Source organism: Campylobacter sp. 7477a (assembly GCF_014892335.1).
Lineage (GTDB): Bacteria > Campylobacterota > Campylobacteria > Campylobacterales > Campylobacteraceae > Campylobacter_A > Campylobacter_A californiensis.
On sequence record NZ_JADBJH010000008.1, the window covers coordinates 82,735 to 100,916 of the forward strand.

The 18,182-nt window shown below is 36.3% G+C and carries 21 protein-coding genes; 11 read left to right on the forward strand and 10 right to left on the reverse strand.

Annotated features, from left to right (window positions below; genetic code table 11):
- Positions 1 to 2 precede the first annotated feature (2 nt).
- Genes folP through CCAL5182_RS05380 form a run of 5 tightly spaced genes read right to left on the reverse strand, consistent with a single transcriptional unit; the run spans position 3 to position 3,977 of the window.
- On the reverse strand, positions 3 to 1,154 hold the full coding sequence (gene folP / locus CCAL5182_RS05360; RefSeq protein WP_169972148.1) for a dihydropteroate synthase: 1,152 nt from the start codon (positions 1,152 to 1,154) through the stop codon (positions 3 to 5).
- On the reverse strand, positions 1,151 to 1,771 hold the full coding sequence (locus tag CCAL5182_RS05365) for a DNA polymerase III subunit delta' (RefSeq protein ID WP_169972147.1): 621 nt from the start codon (positions 1,769 to 1,771) through the stop codon (positions 1,151 to 1,153). The genes folP and CCAL5182_RS05365 overlap by 4 nt, the downstream gene beginning before the upstream one ends.
- Positions 1,772 to 2,314 (reverse strand): HobA family DNA replication regulator, encoded by a 543-nt coding sequence (locus tag CCAL5182_RS05370; RefSeq protein WP_169936433.1) that lies wholly within the window; start codon positions 2,312 to 2,314, stop codon positions 1,772 to 1,774.
- A complete protein-coding gene (locus CCAL5182_RS05375) occupies positions 2,314 to 3,513 on the reverse strand; it encodes an aspartate kinase (protein ID WP_336610453.1) in 1,200 nt (399 codons plus the stop codon). Before CCAL5182_RS05375 ends, CCAL5182_RS05370 begins: the two co-directional genes overlap by 1 nt.
- Positions 3,513 to 3,977, reverse strand: coding sequence for an RNA pyrophosphohydrolase (locus CCAL5182_RS05380; protein ID WP_169936429.1), 465 nt, complete (start codon positions 3,975 to 3,977; stop codon positions 3,513 to 3,515). Before CCAL5182_RS05380 ends, CCAL5182_RS05375 begins: the two co-directional genes overlap by 1 nt.
- 98 nt (positions 3,978 to 4,075) lie before the next feature.
- Between CCAL5182_RS05380 and hemW the strand changes: the two genes are divergently transcribed.
- From hemW to CCAL5182_RS05405, 5 genes are all read left to right on the forward strand, one after another.
- Positions 4,076 to 5,122 carry a radical SAM family heme chaperone HemW gene (gene hemW / locus CCAL5182_RS05385; RefSeq protein WP_169972146.1) on the forward strand — a complete coding sequence of 349 codons (1,047 nt, stop codon included), beginning with the start codon at positions 4,076 to 4,078 and terminating at the stop codon, positions 5,120 to 5,122.
- Between the two features lie 69 nt (positions 5,123 to 5,191).
- Entirely contained in the window at positions 5,192 to 5,662 is a 471-nt protein-coding gene (gene tatB / locus CCAL5182_RS05390) for a Sec-independent protein translocase protein TatB (protein ID WP_169936425.1), read from the forward strand.
- Positions 5,662 to 6,405 (forward strand): twin-arginine translocase subunit TatC, encoded by a 744-nt coding sequence (gene tatC / locus CCAL5182_RS05395; RefSeq protein WP_336610454.1) that lies wholly within the window; start codon positions 5,662 to 5,664, stop codon positions 6,403 to 6,405. Before tatB ends, tatC begins: the two co-directional genes overlap by 1 nt.
- Complete coding sequence (gene queA / locus CCAL5182_RS05400) at positions 6,402 to 7,424, forward strand: tRNA preQ1(34) S-adenosylmethionine ribosyltransferase-isomerase QueA (RefSeq protein ID WP_336610455.1); 1,023 nt, start codon at positions 6,402 to 6,404, stop codon at positions 7,422 to 7,424. The genes tatC and queA overlap by 4 nt, the downstream gene beginning before the upstream one ends.
- Complete coding sequence (locus tag CCAL5182_RS05405) at positions 7,421 to 8,266, forward strand: hypothetical protein (protein WP_336610456.1); 846 nt, start codon at positions 7,421 to 7,423, stop codon at positions 8,264 to 8,266. The genes queA and CCAL5182_RS05405 overlap by 4 nt, the downstream gene beginning before the upstream one ends.
- On the opposite strand, the gene ruvX is transcribed toward CCAL5182_RS05405, so the two are convergent.
- Genes ruvX through ilvC form a run of 4 tightly spaced genes read right to left on the reverse strand, consistent with a single transcriptional unit; the run spans position 8,252 to position 11,699 of the window.
- On the reverse strand, positions 8,252 to 8,635 hold the full coding sequence (ruvX, locus tag CCAL5182_RS05410) for a Holliday junction resolvase RuvX (RefSeq protein WP_169972143.1): 384 nt from the start codon (positions 8,633 to 8,635) through the stop codon (positions 8,252 to 8,254). The two genes, CCAL5182_RS05405 and ruvX, sit on opposite strands and share 15 nt — an antisense overlap.
- Entirely contained in the window at positions 8,632 to 9,414 is a 783-nt protein-coding gene (gene dprA / locus CCAL5182_RS05415; protein WP_336610457.1) for a DNA-processing protein DprA, read from the reverse strand. The genes ruvX and dprA overlap by 4 nt, the downstream gene beginning before the upstream one ends.
- Complete coding sequence (locus CCAL5182_RS05420; protein WP_336610458.1) at positions 9,411 to 10,673, reverse strand: divergent polysaccharide deacetylase family protein; 1,263 nt, start codon at positions 10,671 to 10,673, stop codon at positions 9,411 to 9,413. Before CCAL5182_RS05420 ends, dprA begins: the two co-directional genes overlap by 4 nt.
- A 3-nt stretch (positions 10,674 to 10,676) precedes the next feature.
- A complete protein-coding gene (ilvC, locus tag CCAL5182_RS05425) occupies positions 10,677 to 11,699 on the reverse strand; it encodes a ketol-acid reductoisomerase (protein WP_336610459.1) in 1,023 nt (340 codons plus the stop codon).
- A gap of 145 nt (positions 11,700 to 11,844) precedes the next feature.
- Here ilvC and CCAL5182_RS05430 point away from each other — a divergent pair, with 145 nt between their 5' ends.
- The 6 genes from CCAL5182_RS05430 (at position 11,845) to rpsR (ending at position 16,931) form a co-directional block, all read left to right on the forward strand.
- Entirely contained in the window at positions 11,845 to 12,663 is an 819-nt protein-coding gene (locus tag CCAL5182_RS05430; protein WP_169936409.1) for an HDOD domain-containing protein, read from the forward strand.
- Positions 12,660 to 14,588 carry a ribonuclease R family protein gene (locus CCAL5182_RS05435; RefSeq protein WP_336610460.1) on the forward strand — a complete coding sequence of 643 codons (1,929 nt, stop codon included), beginning with the start codon at positions 12,660 to 12,662 and terminating at the stop codon, positions 14,586 to 14,588. Before CCAL5182_RS05430 ends, CCAL5182_RS05435 begins: the two co-directional genes overlap by 4 nt.
- Positions 14,588 to 15,586 carry a DNA polymerase III subunit delta gene (holA, locus tag CCAL5182_RS05440; RefSeq protein ID WP_169936404.1) on the forward strand — a complete coding sequence of 333 codons (999 nt, stop codon included), beginning with the start codon at positions 14,588 to 14,590 and terminating at the stop codon, positions 15,584 to 15,586. Before CCAL5182_RS05435 ends, holA begins: the two co-directional genes overlap by 1 nt.
- A 73-nt stretch (positions 15,587 to 15,659) precedes the next feature.
- Positions 15,660 to 16,082, forward strand: coding sequence for a 30S ribosomal protein S6 (gene rpsF, locus CCAL5182_RS05445; protein WP_336610461.1), 423 nt, complete (start codon positions 15,660 to 15,662; stop codon positions 16,080 to 16,082).
- 14 nt (positions 16,083 to 16,096) lie between these two features.
- Positions 16,097 to 16,657, forward strand: a complete 561-nt coding sequence (locus CCAL5182_RS05450) for a single-stranded DNA-binding protein (protein ID WP_169936400.1) — start codon at positions 16,097 to 16,099, stop codon at positions 16,655 to 16,657.
- A gap of 13 nt (positions 16,658 to 16,670) precedes the next feature.
- On the forward strand, positions 16,671 to 16,931 hold the full coding sequence (rpsR, locus tag CCAL5182_RS05455) for a 30S ribosomal protein S18 (protein ID WP_169936398.1): 261 nt from the start codon (positions 16,671 to 16,673) through the stop codon (positions 16,929 to 16,931).
- A gap of 446 nt (positions 16,932 to 17,377) precedes the next feature.
- Here the strand turns inward: rpsR and CCAL5182_RS05460 are convergent, their stop codons facing one another.
- Positions 17,378 to 18,091 carry an XRE family transcriptional regulator gene (locus CCAL5182_RS05460; protein WP_336610462.1) on the reverse strand — a complete coding sequence of 238 codons (714 nt, stop codon included), beginning with the start codon at positions 18,089 to 18,091 and terminating at the stop codon, positions 17,378 to 17,380.
- Positions 18,092 to 18,182 lie beyond the last annotated feature (91 nt).

An 18,182-nucleotide genomic window follows, 5' to 3' on the forward strand; every position in this document is an offset into this window, starting at 1 on the left:
TATCAAGCCTTATCCTGCCATAAATTTACATTTTGCATCCCGCTATGTAAAGCAAACATCTGCACATGCTCGCCAACATCGTGAGTGCGGATTATACTTGCTCCGTTTTCATAGGCTTTTAGATGTAGATAAAGCGAGCCCGGAAGCCTGTCTTTGACATCTGTTTTTACATAGTGATTTATGACTGATTTTCTGTTTGCGCCGATTAAAAGCGGATATCCAAAATGCAAAAAATGCGAAAGATGTTTGATTAAAAGCATATTTTGTTCAGCAGTCTTACCAAATCCTATCCCGACATCTAAAATTAATTTCTTAGCACCAAGTGCTGTTGCTCGCTCTATTTTTTGAGCAAAAAATTCATCTATCTCGCCCATCAAGTCGTCATAATGCGGAGCGATTTGCATTGTCGCAGGATCACCAAGCATATGCATCATGCAAAATTGCGCATCATATCTTGCAGCAAGAGAGGCTAAATTTTCATTTGCGGTTATATCATTTATCACGCTAAAGCCGTGATTTAGAGCAAATTCCAGGCAGTACTCATCAAAACTATCAAGGCTAAACTCAACCTTTTCGTATAATTTTTGCCTATAAATTTCACTAACAATATCTTTTATGCGATCAAATTCCTCATCTCTTCCAGGATAAACGCTTCCAGGTCTTGAACTTACGCCGCCAAGATCGATATATCTAGCGCCTTGCTCTATCATATTTTCTATGCGGGAAATTCCATTCTCGCCCGTTATGCGACTGTTTTCGTTAAAGCTATCTTTATTTATGTTTAAAACACCCATGATCTGGGCTTGTCTTGATTTAACAAAACTTTTACCTAAAAATACAGCCAAATTTTTAAGACCAAAATCCTGCAATTTCTCTTTCTTTGAAAGTGCTTGAAATTGCGCATTTGTACCCATTAAAAGCGCAGAAGAATTTAACTGCATGCCAAATATCGTATCCTTGTGCGTAACAAGCTCAGCTCCAACGCTAATGGCATCTTGCTTTAGGATATTTGCCGCAGGAGAGCGAATATCATCGATTAGTACAAAATTTAATTTGCTCTTTTTTGACATTATACTTATCCCGCCAGGGCTTGGTTTTATGTATTCACAAAGTGCGTTAAAGTCGGAATTTTCGTTTATTTTATAAAATTTCAAGGACGTCCCTTTTGTAAAATAATCAACATTAAAGGAGTAAGCAGTTGCGTGCATTTAGCATTCAAGTCGGCTAAAATCATCAGCTTATAAAAATATTCGAGCTCATCCGCGCTAAATTTAAATCCGGCTTCACAGGCTTTAATGATCACAGTGCTTATAAGCGATTTTAGTTCGTTTTTATCGAAATTTTCAGAACGCTCAAGCTCTATATACTCATCTATAAATTTCATAACATCCTTTAAATCAAGGCTTTTTAGGTTTAAATTTATATCCATTCGCTTCGGTTTTTCAAGTCTATTCTCAACGATCATACGCGAACGAATAGTTTGTAAAAGTAAATTTTTAGAGTTTGTTGCGATTAAAAATTTAACATTTCTAGGGGGTTCTTCGATGATTTTTAGAAGCGAATTTTGCGCTTCTGTTTTGTAATTTTTTGCCATTATAACCAGAAGTTTTTCTTCTTTTTCCGCTATATAGGCTTCGTTTACGACCTCTTTTGCATTTTCTAGCAAAAAATCATCGCTAATAAAAAATCTTAAATTTTTACTCTCAAACTCATTTTCAAGCTCTAATTGCAAAGAGCTAAAATCGTTTGTTATAACGATTTTATTAAGCATTTACAAAACAACCTTTGCAAAAAGTACCGCATCGATACTTTTATCAAAAAGTCTAAATAAAGTTATAAGTTTTATGTCTAAATTTTCATCATTTGAGCTTAGATAAAAGCTATTTTGCGCCTGCTCATCAAAGAGCCACATATAGCTATCGTCAGCACCTTTTGCGATCTGAGATCTTTTATCGACGCTTTTTCCGATGTAAAAATACACATATCCGTTTGGAAAAGCAAGGCTTAACATATCCTCAAGAAGTAAAATTTGTTCTTTAGAGTTTATTTCATCAAGCATTGGATAAAGCGCACGAAGGCTAACAAACGGCAAAAGCGGTCTTGCGCTTGAGGCTCTATTGATCTTTTTAATCAAATACTCCTCAAACCAAGTCCTCTCGTCGTCCGTTATAACGATAAAAGTCCTGCCATCAAGGAGGTATTTTAGTCTTGAAGCCAAGAGAGGAGTCCATTCAACCCTTCGCTCCTCCATCCAACTCATAAGCGATCCTTCGTTTCTGATCGCTTCGAGTGTCCATTTTATGAGATCTTGCATTATTTATCTAGCTTATACGCTTCATGCAATACACGCACTGCAAGTTCACCGTATTTTTGATCCACAACTAAAGAAATTTTTATCTCACTTGTGGAGATCATTTGTATGTTTATGCCCTCTTTTGCAAGCGTCTCAAACGCTAAACACGCTACACCACTATGACTTTTCATACCAACGCCCACGATAGAAACTTTAACTATCGCGTCATCATACTCTACGTGTTTTGCGGCATTTAGTTTCTGCATAGTTTCTTTTGCTATTTCAAGCTCGTTTTGAGGCACCGTAAAGCCTAAATTTGTTGTTCCGTCAAGCCCTACATTTTGTATAATCATATCCACATTTATATTTTCATTTACCAAAGCGGTAAAAATTTCAGCAGCTATGCCCGGTTTATCAACCACACCGCGTAAAGTTACTCTTGCTTGATTTTTATCTAGTGCTATTCCGCTTACTAAAACTGCTTCCATACTATCCTCCTGAGTTATTAATGTTCCTTCGTTGTGGTTAAAGCTACTTCTTGTTACTAGCTTGACGTTAAGTTTTTTAGCCATCTCTACAGAGCGGTTTTGAAGCACTTTTGCTCCGGCACTTGCAAGCTCCAACATCTCGTCATAGCTGATCTTTTCAAGTTTTCTGGCCTTTTTTTCTATCCTAGGATCGGTAGTATAAACACCGTCTACATCTGTAAAAATTTCACATAGATCAGCCTTTAAAGCTCCCGCAAGCGCAACTGCGCTAAGGTCGCTTCCGCCACGACCTAAGGTTGTTATATTGCCGTGCTCATCTATGCCTTGAAAGCCTGCTACCACAACTATCTTGCCTGAATTTAATTCTTTTTTTATACGTTTTGTGTCTATTTTTTCAATGCGAGCTTTTGTATGAATGTCATCGGTGATTATGCCTGCCATTGCACCGGTTAAACCGACTGTTTCATATCCTTTTGCATTTAAAGCTATGGATAGTATCGCCGTAGTTACTTGTTCGCCAGAGCTTAAAAGCATATCCATAGCAACACCGTCTGGATGTTTTGAAAAATGCTCGCCGTATTCTACAAGTTGGTTTGTAACGCCACTCATCGCAGACACTACCACCACCACGTCTGCTCCCGCATTTTTGGTTTCTATTACGCGATTTGCCACCGCTTCGATACGCTCAAGCGTTCCGACGCTCGTTCCGCCAAATTTTTGAACAATCAGCATTAAAAAAATCCTTTCTCTTTAAAAAAACTTAAAGCCTTGATATAAATAGGCTTTTTAAAGTGGTTTATCTCATCGAGTACATTTTTGACATTTATAAATTTAAATTCGTTAAATTCCGGGTGCTTTGTATTTAAATTTACTCTTGCATTCGACTTTAGACGAACTAAAAAATACTTTTGCGTCTGCCCATCAAACGGATACAATTTCTTTTTTGCATTAATCGGAAAATCATAGCTAAGCCACTCTGGATACTCGTATAAAATTTCAACATCACGAGTTCCGATCTCCTCCTCAAGCTCTCTTAAAAGCGCGTCTTTAGGTTCTTCGCCCTTGTCTATGCCTCCTTGCGGAAACTGCCATACATCACTCAAATCAACCCTGCGAGCTACAAAAATTTCACATTTAAACGGATATGCACTTGAAAGAATGACAGCTGCAACATTTGGTCTGTAGTTTTTCTGCATCTTCCTTGCCCTATTTATAAATTTTTGGCTTTGATTTTAACCAAATTCGGCTTTAAATTTATTTAGGCTAAAATACAAAAAATTAAGAAAGAGAAAATTTGTTACTTTATATACACATTCCATTTTGCGAAAGCAAATGCCATTACTGCGCATTTGGCTCAGTCGTAGGCAAAGATAATCTAGCTAAAAGTTATTTTGATGCGTTACTAAAAGACTTGAAATTTCAAATTCAAAAATTTAAGATAAGAAATTTTAAAAGCGTGTTTATCGGTGGAGGGACTCCAAGCGCCGTTGATGCCAAATTTTACGAACCTCTTTTTGAGCAGATTTTATCTTTTTGTCAAAAAGATTGCGAGATAACAAGCGAGGCAAATCCAAACTCAGCAGATACAAACTGGCTTACACAAATGCGAAACTTAGGGGTTAATCGCATAAGTTTCGGCGCTCAAAGTTTCTTTGAAGACAAGCTAAAATTTCTAGGAAGAACACACGATGCAAAGCAAATTTATCAAGCCGTTAAAAATGCTAAAATTTCAGGCTTTAAAAATATCAATATAGATTTGATTTACGGCACGAAATTTGACACAAAAAAAAGACTCTCCAAAGAGGTTGAAAACATTAAAAATTTAGAAATTTCACACGTTAGTGCTTACTCGCTAACACTTGAACCAAATACTCCGTTTTTTCGTAAAAACGAGTATAAAAAGGATAGCCCGATACTGGCTAAATTTATAATGAATGAGATAGAAAATATCGGCTTAAAGCAATACGAAATTTCAAATTTTGGCGAAATTTGCAAGCATAACCTAGGGTATTGGCAAGGTAAGGACTATGCAGCCATAGGTGCTTATGCAGTTGGCTTTTGTGATGATTTTCGATTTACCGCATGTGCAAATTTAGAGAAATTTATAGCAGATCCCACACAAAAAACATACGAAATTTTAAGTAAAAACGATATGAAATTTGAAAGGATCTTTCTAGGAGCAAGAAGTATCGTAGGCATAGAAGCTTCGTGGCTCAATAAACACGAGCAAGAGCGAGCGGAAATTTTAAGAAAAAGCCGAAAATTAGCCTTTAAAGACGGCAAATACTTTGTTAAAAATTTCCTACTTGCAGACGAGATCGCATTATTTATCGTCGGCTAAAAAATTTATTTAACTTTGAGCAAAATAAAGCTAAAATGTTGAGCTTAATTTAATAAAATAGGGACAAAAATGTTTGGTATGAGTTTTTCGGAAGTACTTATAATAGCCGTGATAGCAGTCTTAGTTCTTGGACCTGAGAAGCTTCCTGACACGATGATACAGATAGCTAAATTTTTCAAAATGCTCAAAAAAGGCGTGAATGACGCCAAATCAACCTTTGATCAAGAGATGAAGATAGCAGAACTAAAAGAAGATGCTAAAAAATACCGCGAAAATTTAGAAAAAACCACTGAAAACGTGCGAAAAAAACTAACTTTTGAAGAGCTTGATGCTTTAAAAAGCGGTGTAAACGATATTACGGGTGGGTTAAACGATGCCGTTAGCGGAGTAAAAAAGGCTGTTGATAGTGTTAAAAACCCTACCGAAGCTATAAAAGACGCAGTTTTAGGCAGCGGTGAAAGCCCTAAACAAGACACTCAAAGCCAAAACAGTATTAAAACCGAAAACAAAAATATAGAAAATCAAAACAAAGAGGCATAATGTTTGAAGAGTTAAAACCGCATTTAGTTGAACTTAGAAAGAGGCTTGGTCTTAGCGTAGCAAGCGTTATTCTTGCTTTTGTTGTTTGTTTTACGGTTTGGAACCCGATCCTAGCATGGATGACCGAGCCTTTAAAGGCCGTCTTACCGGATGGAAGTAACATCATCTTTACGCAAGTGCAAGAGCCGTTTTTTACGGCGATGAAAGTTGCATTTTTTGCCGGACTTATCGTTTCTTTGCCTATTATATTTTGGCAGTTTTGGCTATTTGTAGCACCCGGACTTTATGAAAACGAGAAAAAATACGTCGTTCCTTTTGTGCTTGCGGCAACGATAATGTTCTTATGCGGTGCGGCTTTTTGTTACTACGTAGTTATACCGCTTGGCTTTACGTTTTTGGTAAATTTTGGCGGACAACTCTTTACCGCACTTCCTAGTATCGGCGAATACGTGGGATTTTTTACCAAACTTTTAGTGGCATTTGGTATCGCCTTTGAGCTTCCTGTTATAACATTTTTCTTTGCAAAAATTGGTCTTGTTGATGACATCATGCTTAAAAAATACTTTAGATACGCAGTTGTTATTATATTTATCTTTTCAGCTATCGTTACTCCGCCTGATGTTATAAGCCAATTTTTAATGGCATTTCCACTTATGGGTCTTTATGGTCTTTCTATACTTATCGCCAAGTCGGCAAACAAAAAAGAAGAGGACGAAGAGCCCGCACAAGAAAACGAAAAATGAAAGATATAGACGACATTCTTAGTTACGATTATAATCTCCCGCCAAGCCTTATCGCAAGCGAACCTATCTTACCAAAAGAAGAGGCTCGCTTACTAGTTTATCTTAAAGATAAAGACGAGATACATCACCTTAAATTTAAAAATTTAGCAGAGCTTATACCAAAAGATACCGCGGTTATATTTAATGATACAAAAGTTATAAAAGCACGAATTTTAGGATATAAACAAAGCGGTGGGGCTTGCGAAATAATGCTTAACCAACCACTTGGAGAGAACAAATTTAGCTGTTATATCAGAGGCAGGGTTAAAGAAAATTCTATCTTAAATTTTGATAATGGCATAAGTGCAAAAGTTTTAGCTTTAAACAGCGACGGCACGCGTGCGGTTAAATTTTATAGATCAAATTTGGAACTAAGCGCATCGGATCTTTTTTGCGAACTTGAAAAGATCGGACATGTGCCACTACCGCCATATATAAAACGAGCCGACACTAAAGATGATGAGAGCTGGTATCAAAGTATATTTGCTAAAACCAGCGGAGCTGTAGCCGCGCCGACTGCAAGCTTGCACTTTAGCGAGGACATGATAGATAACATCAAAAAAGATCATGAAATTTCATATCTAACTTTGCACGTGGGAGCAGGAACATTTAAAGGCGTAGAGTGTAATAATATCAAAGATCATATCATGCATTCTGAATTTTATGACATACCGCAAAACACCCAAGAGCTTATAAAAAGCGATAAGAAAATTTTAGGAGTTGGCACAACCGTAACTAGGTGCGTGGAAGAATTTGCCAGAAGCAATAGCGCAAGCGGATTTTGCAAGTTGTTTTTAAATTTAAACAACCCGCCGATCCGACAAAACTATTTACTTACAAATTTTCATCTACCAAAATCAACTCTAATCATGCTCGTAACAAGTTTTATCGGCCTTGAAAAAACAATGCAAATTTATCAAACCGCTATCAATAAAAAATACCGTTTTTACTCATACGGAGATGGGATGCTTATCATATGAAACTTAAAGAGATAGACTTTATAGAAAGAATAAATTTATTCTTAGAGACCATATACTACGACGGCGAGAGACATGCGAATACCATACTTTTCGAATACGACCCATCATATCCGCGTGTATATAAGATAGACGCTTCTAATACGATAAAATGTATAGAAAATTTGACTAAAATTTTTCTTTTTTTTCAAAGTGAATGTGAAATTTTAATCAAATTTAAACTAGCCAACTATAATACAAATAGGATCCTTTTTAATATCCTAATCTCATCAAGCGAACGACTTAAAGAATTTGACCAAGAACTACTAAACGCGGCAAAAGAGTATGGTGATAAAGCCGGTATCATCATACGACAAGACAAAAACGGCAACTTTATCCTTGATATAGAAGTCGAGTTGGCTTCTGACGCACAACCCACAAAAAGCCTTGACATCAATAATCAAGCTATAAAAAACTACAACGCCATAATTGCTTACGACAATAAAAACGGCTTTAAAATCCTCTCAAATCAACTAAAATTTATAGGTATAAACGTAAAGCCAAGCAGTGACTATGAAAGCTTAAAACAACACATTACAGACGCTATATATAACCCTGATCTAGCCTTTGTCCAAAAGGTATTTTTAGAAGATGAGCAAAATTTAAACGAACTACTAAAATTTAAAAAGATGAAACATTTTTGCATAGTAGCGATTTGCGAAACAGATGAGATCTTTAAACCTGAAATCAAACAAGAACTCATCATCTTAAGAGAGCCATACTCTTATGATATCTTGCGAGCAGTGCTTGATATGTGTTATGAAAGAAAAGAAAGAGTTAGGGACGGAGTGTTAAACAACTCCTAAGTATCGCTTAAGTATAACCGCAGCAGCCATGCTGTCAAGCTTCCCGTCGCGCTTTGTATCTGTATAAATTTCACTCGCCTCAAAACTACTTAAACTCTCATCTTGATAGACTATGCGCCCGCCAAATTCAAGAAGTGATACAAAATGTTCTATCCTACGCCTCATCTCATCCTCACTACTTCCGCCAAGCGGTAAGCCTACAACTAAAACATTTACTCCATACTCTGCAACTCTTTGCGACACGTCACGAGCGGCTTGGTTGCGATTTTTACGAAGTATGGGCTCTTGGGGCAAAACAACTTGCCCTACTCCAAAGGCAACACCTATCCGCTTAAGCCCAACATCTATCGCCATAAATTTTTCATTCATATCTTACTTTTTACCTTTAAATTTATAATCTCCACTAAGCCTTCCAATTCGTATTCGTAAATTTTATCACCAAATTTTGCAAGTGCCTTTTCAAGCGAAACAAAGTCTTTGCAAAATTCTAAAATATCATCATTTCGTGCAGGCGTTTTGTTTAGACAAAGTCCAAATTGCGAAGAAAATTCATCAAAATCATTTATCAGTTTTGCCTTACCTTTTGCTAAAAGCATATTTGTCCCCTCGCTTTCACCCATTCGTTGAGGCAGGACAAATACCGGAACACCAAGCTCTCCGGCAAGTCTGGCACTTTGCATGGAGCCGCTTTTTAAGTCTGCCTGGGCTACCACAAGAGCTTGCGAGAGAGCGACTACTATGCGGTTACGCTCAAGAAATTTATATCCTATGGCAGGCGAGCCTGGGCTGTATTCGCTTAGTGCTAGCCCCTTATCATAAATTTCTTTTATAAATTTTGCATTTGAACTAGGATAAAAGGTATCAAGCCCAGTCGCAAAAACTCCGATCGTTAAGGGCATGGCGGCTTTATGTGCAGCTATATCGACGCCCAGTGCACCTCCGCTTACCACGCAAACATTATGGTTTTTAAGACTTGTACAAAGTCTAGCAACGCACTCTTTTGTATAGACACTGGCTTTTCTTGAGCCCACAACCGCTACTTTTGGCATGATTAAAAGATCTATATCGCCCTCATAGTAAAGCTCTTTTGGAGGATTTGTAAGCCTATCTAACTTACTTATAAATTTATCTTTTGCTAGAATTTTCATAAAATTTCTTTAAGATAAACCACTTCTACATCTTTTAAGATGGTGTTTTTGCTCTCTTTAATGATGTCTATAGTGTTTTTCTTAGGATGACCGATAGCTATAGCGTAAGAGCGTTTTTTGGCTATCCTTACGGCATTTTCAAGCTCTCTTTTTACGGCTGATCTTGATGGGTCATCGTCTAAAAATACATCTCTCGAGATGTATGGTTTTGAATATTTGCTTGCGACTTTGGCAACTACGCTTGTGCCTATAGTTCGACTATCTACAAATACAAAATTTTGACTTAAAAGCGCACGATAAGCCCTGTCCATAGCATCGAAATTGCTCGTAAATTTTGACCCGGTGTGATTATTTATATATACCGCCTTTGGAAAGTCAGTTCTTATCTTTTTAACCCTCTCAAGCATACTTTCATAACTATCTGTTACATTTAAAGTGCCGATCTCGGGTCTTTTAAAATTTTTAGCTTGCATAGGAAGATGTATCATAAAAAACTCAAAACCTTGGGCTATCTTTGGCGTATCAGGGTGAGCCTCGGTTGCCGGAAATATAGAAGGAGTTAGTTTAAGTCCGGTTGAGCGTATCATATTTACATGTTCAAAAGTCGCCACGTCGTCTATTATAATAACAAGCTTTGGCTTTCCAAAAAGGCTTTTTGTATGTGTGAGTGGCACAAAAGCCTCCTCTTTGGGCAGTGGCTTTTTATCGGATTGAGTTGCTTGTTTTGCGGTTTTGTTTTCGTCTTTTTTTGAAATTTGCTTTTCTTGTATTTTTTCTTGAGGTATTTTTTTACTAACGTTATCTTCGTTAAATTTATCTTGTGTTTTTACCGGCGACTCTTTTTTTGTATCTTTTTCAACATCTTTTATGTCGTGCTTTATCGATGCATTTACTTCGGTTTCATCTTTTTGTTTTTGATAAATTTGAGGCTTTTGATTTTTAAAAATTTCATCTTTGTTTTTTGGGTCTATAAAAATTTTAGTTAAATTTTCATCTTCGTAAAATTTTACTACCTTATGTTGTTTTTGGACGGGTTTTTTTATATCTTCAACCCTTTTATCGGTTATGGTAGTTACATTTTTTACATTTATAGTGGTTTGATTTATATCTGCTGTTTTATCTGATTTTTGGTTGAGCGCGACTATTAGTGTTGTGATGATAAGCAAGGATAAAAGCGCAATACCAAGAAATGTTTTATTTAAAGGACGCCCTTTGAGGGATTTTTTAGAGCGCCCTTTTGTGGTCTTTTTTTTATTCAAGACTTAGTTTTTGTTTTGGTCTACGATTTTGCCGGCACTTATCCAAGACATCATCGCGCGAAGTTTTTTGCCTGTTTGATTTAAAAGACTTCTTTCAGCTATGCCACGCTCTGCGTTCATTTTTACATAGCCGGCTTTTCTTTCTAGGATGAAATTCTTAGCAAAAGTTCCGTTTTGGATCTCTTTTAAAATTTCTTTCATAGCCTTCTTACTGTTTTCATCAACTACTCTTGTGCCACTTACGTAATCACCGTATTCAGCAGTATTTGAGATAGAGTAACGCATGTCAGCCATTCCGCCTTGATACATTAGATCAACGATGAGTTTTAACTCATGCAAACACTCAAAGTATGCCATCTCAGGCTCATATCCGGCTTCAACAAGTGTTTCAAAACCTGCATTTACAAGTGCACATAAACCGCCGCAAAGAACTGCTTGCTCTCCAAAAAGATCTGTTTCAGTTTCATCTTTAAATGTAGTTTCGATGATGCCTGTTCTGCCACCGCCAATAGCTGAAGCATAGCTTAACGCGATAGCTTTTGCCTGCCCGCTAGCGTCTTGATCAACAGCGATTAGATCAGGTATACCGCCTCCGCGAACAAATTCACTTCTTACAGTATGACCAGGTGCTTTTGGGGCGATCATTATAACATCTATGTTTGCAGGAGCTTTTATCTGTCCAAAATGAACGTTAAATCCATGTCCAAACGCGATAGCAGCGCCGTCTTTTAGGTTAGGCTTGATCTCGTTTTCAAAAATTTCAGCTTGAAGCTCATCGGGAGTTAATATCATAACTACGTCTGCGTCTTTTGTAGCATCTGCCACACTTTTAACTTCAAAGTTTTTAGCCTCTGCTTTTGCCCAGCTTTTTCCGCCTTTTGCTAGTCCGATAACTACCTTTACACCGCTATCGCGTAGGTTCTCCGCATGTGCGTGACCTTGTGAACCAAAACCAACGATAGCAACTTTTTTACCCTGAATAAGACTTAAATCACAGTCTTTGTCATAATAAATATTAACAGCCATATTTTCTCCTATATAAAATTTTGGCATAGATTATACAATTTACGAACTCAAATATCGCTGAAGTCGCAAATTTTATATCCTTTAAGTTTTATAACAAGCCATTTTAGATAAAATATTGCAAAAATTTTTAAGAAAGCTATCTATCATGAACGACTCAATATATAAAAAAATAAAATCCCTTCCTCCGCTTGACGATACGATTATCCAAATTCAACGCATTTGCGCTGATGAAAATAGCTCCATTAGCGATCTAACAAAGGTCGTAGAGCAAGATCCGATGCTAACGGCAAACATCTTGCGCTCGGCAAATTCTCCACTTTACGGCTTTAGCAAGGAGATCACTACCGTAGCAAGAGCGATATCTCTTTTTGGAACGGTAACTATACGAGGTTTTGCGCTTTCAAGTGCCGTAAAAAAGAGCTTTAATATAAATTTAGAGCCCTACGGAATAACTAGCCAGGACTTCTTAAATATCTCAACCATACAAAACGCTTTGATGTATAACTGGTACTCAAAAATAAAACCAAAAAGCCTTGAAATACTATCTCCAGCCTCTTTCATGCTAGAGATCGGAAAGATCGTTTTAGCTCACGAGCTTAACGAAAACGACGAAGCGGAAGAATTTAACTCAAGATTAAAAGATATCGTTTATCCTAGTGATTTAGCACTTTTAGAGAGTGAGTTTTTAGACATCACAAACGAAGAAGTCACTGCTAAAATTTTTGAGCAGTGGAATTTAGAAAATGAGCTCATAAATTCTATCTTCTACTCAAATGACCCAGAAGATGCGCCTGAGCACATAAAAGAGTATGCAAAAGCACTCAAGGTTATCAAAACAAGTGTAAATATCTTCAACCAACTTGATGATATAAGCATACAAAACACTCTTCCTTTACTTGATGAATACGGCTTTAGCCAAGATACTTTCTTGATGGCTACGGCAAAGGTAAAAGATAGTCTGTGAGAGAATTTTTAGAAAATTTAATCGACGGGATAACAGAAAAGGAAGTCTGTGCCTCAAACAAAGAAATTTTACGAAATCTCTTAAATTTAAATGCCGTTACAAAATACAACAATAAATTTTATCTAAACAATGGTTTTGTTTGCGGAAAACTTGACATAAGCTCGAACGGAACCGGTTTTTTACTACCTTATGATAAGCGTTTTAAACAAGATATATTAATCGAAAATAAAAATTTAAACAACGGTCATTACGGCGATATAGTCCTCGTAAAACTCCTAAAAAATGGTAGAAAACGCGAAAACGGCAAGGTTGTAATGAATCTAAAACTCGCAAACGAAACAAGCGTAGTTTACACAAAAAGTTTTGGCGCGGCAGTGCTTGGAGTAAATTTAAAAACTGGACTAAGCCTCGCCTTAAAGGCTAGTCAAAAAAGCCTAAAAGCCCTACCTACGGGCACTTTACTTAAAATAAACAACCTAAACAACGACATAGTAGAAGTCTTAGGAAATATCGCAGATCCTGCAAGCGATGAAAAAATTTCATTAGCCGTTTATAACAAAAACGACGAATTTACCGACGCTTGTGAAGATGAAGCCAGTGCTTGGGGTGACGAAGTAGATCCTAGCATGTATCCACAGCGAGTCGATCTTAGCGATCTTGACTTTTGCACGATAGACCCTATCGACGCCAAAGACTTTGACGATGCGATATATTTTGATGAAAAAAATCTTGAAATTTATGTAGCTATAGCCGATGTTAGCGAATACGTAAGCAGTTACGGCGCTATTGACAAAGAAGCTAAAACTCGTGGTTTTTCGATATACTTTCCTCACAAATCAATCCCGATGTTGCCACGAGCTTTAAGTGAAAATATCTGCTCACTAAAGCCAAATGTTGCACGTCTTGCATTTTGTTTTAAAATCTCTCTTGATAAAAATTTAGATGTAAAAAAAGAAGAGCTTTTTGAAGCTATAATCGTCTCCAAGAAAAGATTTAACTACGATCAGATAGATAAAATTTTAAAAGATGAAGAAAAAAGCGAGATCGACTGGATAAAACCTTTGCATAAATTAACGATCAAACTACGACAAAAGCGCCTAGTTCACGCGTTTGATTTTCACACTCAAGAGCTTAGAATGAGTCTTGATGAAAACGGCGAAGTATGCGCAACTAGATTTGAAAACGACTCTGCTTCGCATCAATTAGTAGAAGACTGTATGTTGCTTGCAAACAAAGCAGCCGCCAAACGTATAAAAAAGGGTGTCTTTAGAAATCACGGCTCACCAGATCTTAAAAAAATCACAAATTTATTAAACGACCTTGCCTTACTTGGTCTTGACTTCTCTTATGAGAGCGACTTAGCAAATCTCATACGTAAAATTCAAGCAAAAGCAGAAATTTTAGGCAATCGCGAAGAGATCGACAAGCTAATTATAAAAGCACAAAAAAAGGCCGAATACGCAAGCGAAAACTTCGGACACTTTGGACTTGGATTTGACCGTTATACACATTTTACAAGTCCGATTAGGCGGTATTCCGATCTTATTTTGCATAGATTGCTAAAGGCAAATTTGTCAAAAGACGACAGGCTTTATAACTATCTACTTTTAAATATAGAAAATACGTGCTCAAATTTAAGCGAGCTTGAACGCGAAGCCGACAAGACGGCATTTGACTTTATGGATCGTAAATTTGCAAGGTGGGCAAGTAAAAATATCGGTAAACACGTCAAATGCTACATAAGCGAAAACCAAAACATCCTGATCGCAAAATTAGATGACGAACTAAAAGGCGCTAGGATATTTATACCAAACTACACCTGCGAGTTATTATCGCATGTTCTAGTAGAGATAACGCAAGCCGATATCGCCACAGCTAAAATCATCGGTAAGATCATAAAAAAGTTTGATAAAAAAGAAAAGTAATGTATAAAAGAGAGCTTGAAAATGCGCTTTTAAATGGCAAAATAGCAAATTATTTTTTACTTTTTGGCGCTGATGAATACCAAATCGAGCTCTTTGCAAAGGAAATTTTAACCATTTACAAAAAAGAAGAGACAAATATTTTAAGCCTTTACTTTAACGAATACGACTACACAAGAGCCTTGTCACACCTAAGTGAACCGTCTCTTTTTGGTGGAGAAAATTTACTTCATATAAAAACCGATAAAAAGATCGCTTCTAAAGAGCTAAAAGAGCTAATAAAAGCATGTGAAAAAGATAAAAATAATTTCTTTTTATATGAATTTTACGAGTTAGATACCAAGATAACAACCGAGATTCAAAGAACGTTTGGCTTAAATTTCGCTAGATTTTTTAAACCAAACAACCCCGAAGAGGCCTTGCAACTACTTGCCAGACAAGCCGGAAAAATAGGACTAAATATAACCAAAAATGCACTTTACGAGCTTTACTTCATACATAATGAAAATTTATATCTTGCAGCAGGCGAACTTAACAAACTTGCGAGCTTAAATACCCACATCGAACAAGACACAGTAAGAAAGCTTGTTTTTGGACTTGGAAGTGTAAATTTTGATGATTTTTTTAATAAATTTATCTCACTAAAAGATATCAAAAAGGACTTTTTTACATACGAACAAGATCCGATATTTAACGAAATTTTATTTATTAACTCACTTTATAAATCATTTTTTAGACTATTTAAACTCTACTCATACATAAAAATAAATGGCAAATTTGATATCAAAGAAGCTATCGGATATGCACCTCCTCAAAACGTCGCAAATGCGCTAAAAACACAAAGTTTATCTTTAAATTTAAAGACCTATGCAGATGTTTTTATCCAGCTAAATTTAGCCGAATCAGAGCTAAAAACAAACCCCGGTATAGATAAGTCGGCATATCTTTTATCAACCATTCTAAACCTGCAAAACATAATATCAACAGCAAAAATTAAGTAAAAAAAAGGTATAATCCTAGCTTGCTTAAAGCATCCTTGCTCGTTCGCGAGCTTAATACCCACAAGGAGAATCAATGAGACATTACGAGCTTTTATTCATTCTAAAGCCTACGCTTACAGAAGAAGAAATTAAAGCAAAAGTTGATTTCGTAAAAGAAGTCATAACCAAAAACGGCGGCGAGATAGCCAATGTTGTAGAGATGGGCACAAGAAAACTTGCCTATGCTATTAAAAAATATGAGCGCGGCACATATTTTATTATCTACTACAAAGCACCTCCGGCACTTCTAGCAGAACTTGTTAGAAATATCAGAATCACAGAAGATATAATCAGATTCTTAAGCGTTAAATACGAAAACAAACGCGAGATAGCCGCATGGGAAAGAATGGTAAAAGGTATCAGACAAACAATCGCTCGCAAAGAGCCACGTGAGCCAAGAGCACCACGTGAGCCAAGAGTTGAAAAAGTAGAAGAACAACCGCTTACAGAAGAGTAATTTAAGGATAAAAAATGTTCAATAAAGTAGTTTTAGTCGGAAATTTAACCAGAGATATCGAGCTAAGATATACAACAAGCGGTTCTGCTATCGGAAATTCTGGCATAGCAGTAACACGCCGTTTTACGGCAAACGGTGAAAAACGAGAAGAAACTTGCTTTATCGACATATCTTTTTTTGGAAAATCAGCAGAGATAGCCAACCAATACCTAAGTAAAGGTTCTAAAATTTTGGTCGAGGGTCGCTTGAAATTTGATCAGTGGACAGACAACAACGGCCAAAATAGAAGTAAACACAGCATAAGTGTTGAAAACATGGAAATGCTTGGAGGTGGCCCTTCTTCGCAAGGTGGATTCAATCAAAATAATCAAGGCGGATATCAACAGGGCGGTTATAATAGTGGGTCAAATTTCAACTCACAAAATAGCGGATATAACCAAAATGCACCGCAAAGAGCTCAAAATCAGCAATTTAACAAAAGAAGCAATGAAGATTATTATGAAGAAAAAATCCCTGAAGTAAACGTTGATTCGGATAATGTAAAATACGAAAGCGACGATACAATACCGTTTTAATTAAGGATAAATTATGGCAGAAAAAAGAAAATATTCACGCAAATATTGCAAATACACAGAGGCAAAGATAGATTTTATCGACTATAAAGATACTTCACTTTTAAAGTATTGCTTATCAGAAAGATTTAAGATAATGCCACGCAGACTAACTGGCACATCTAAAAAATACCAAGAAATGGTAGAAAAAGCGATCAAACGTGCTCGCCAAGCAGCGCTTATACCATATATAGTAGATCGCGATAACGTAGTAACAAACCCATTTGAGGGCCTATAATACTACTTTACTTAGCCCGTATTTGGGCTAAGTACTTTTATAAAAATTATATTACTTTCTTCTTTAAATTTAATCTTCTCTATATTTTTACTCCTATAAAACCTTTATATAAACATTTTTATAAAAATTTATTTAGCTTGCAAGATATATTTGTTGTTAAATTTAAAGAAAAAAGAGATAAAAATTTAAAATATTTTCCGGCAAGTTTTAAAAACTGATAAATCTTATGCAAAAGGTAAAAAAGTGAGAATAACAAAAAATGTATAGTAAATATCGTAATGGTCGGTATTTTATGGCTTGGAGACATAAGGTAAAAAATGAGAAACTAAAATGCAAAATTTGCAAAATTTACGCATTTTTTTCGCATTTTGAAAGTTAAGCTTCAAACTGCTTCAAAAATCGCTTCAAAACTTCAAAAATTATTTCAAAGTTACGTAAAATAGGGCTTATGCCGAGATTACACCGGATGGAAGCACTTTTTTGACGATACCGACTATTTTAAGCTGCTCTAACTCATCGCCTTCGACTATGATGTCTTCATAAAGTTCATTCATAGAAGTTAGACGGACGCGCTTTTTTATCGGATCTTTAAGCATTTTTTTGACATATAAATCGCCATCAAGATTTGCTATGACTATCTCGCCGTTGCTTGCTTCGTGTGTCGGCAAGACAAGCACCATATCGCCGTCTTTTAAAAAAGGTTCCATGCTATCGCCGGCTACTCTTATAACGTCATATTGCTTAACCGGAACATGCCAAATTTTGGTTAGAAAATTTGCCGTTACACTGATGGTTTCGTGAGTATCATCGTCGTTATTTGCGCCGTATCCAGCGGCTGCACTAACACTAGGGAAAAAGCGTAAATTTACAAGTCTATTTTCTTGTTCGCCTATGGTGTTTTTTAAGTGTTGTAGCTTTTCTGCTTTTTTTAGACTTACGTCATTTTTTATACTATTAACGTCAAAATTGTCATCTAAAAAATACCCAATAGGCACTTGAAAAATTTGAGCCATTTTTTGCATCAATTTTATGTCCGGGATACTGGTGCCATATTCATAATTTTGTAGAGTTCGACTTGTAATACTTAACTTGTCTGCCAGTTCAGATTGGTTCAACCCTTGCTCTTCTCTTACTAAACGAATTTTTTTTCCTAAAACCATTTTTATCCCTTGACAAAACGAAAATATTTTCGTATAATTTCAAAACCACTTAAGAAATAATACCTTATAAAAGGCAAAAAATTTCTTAACT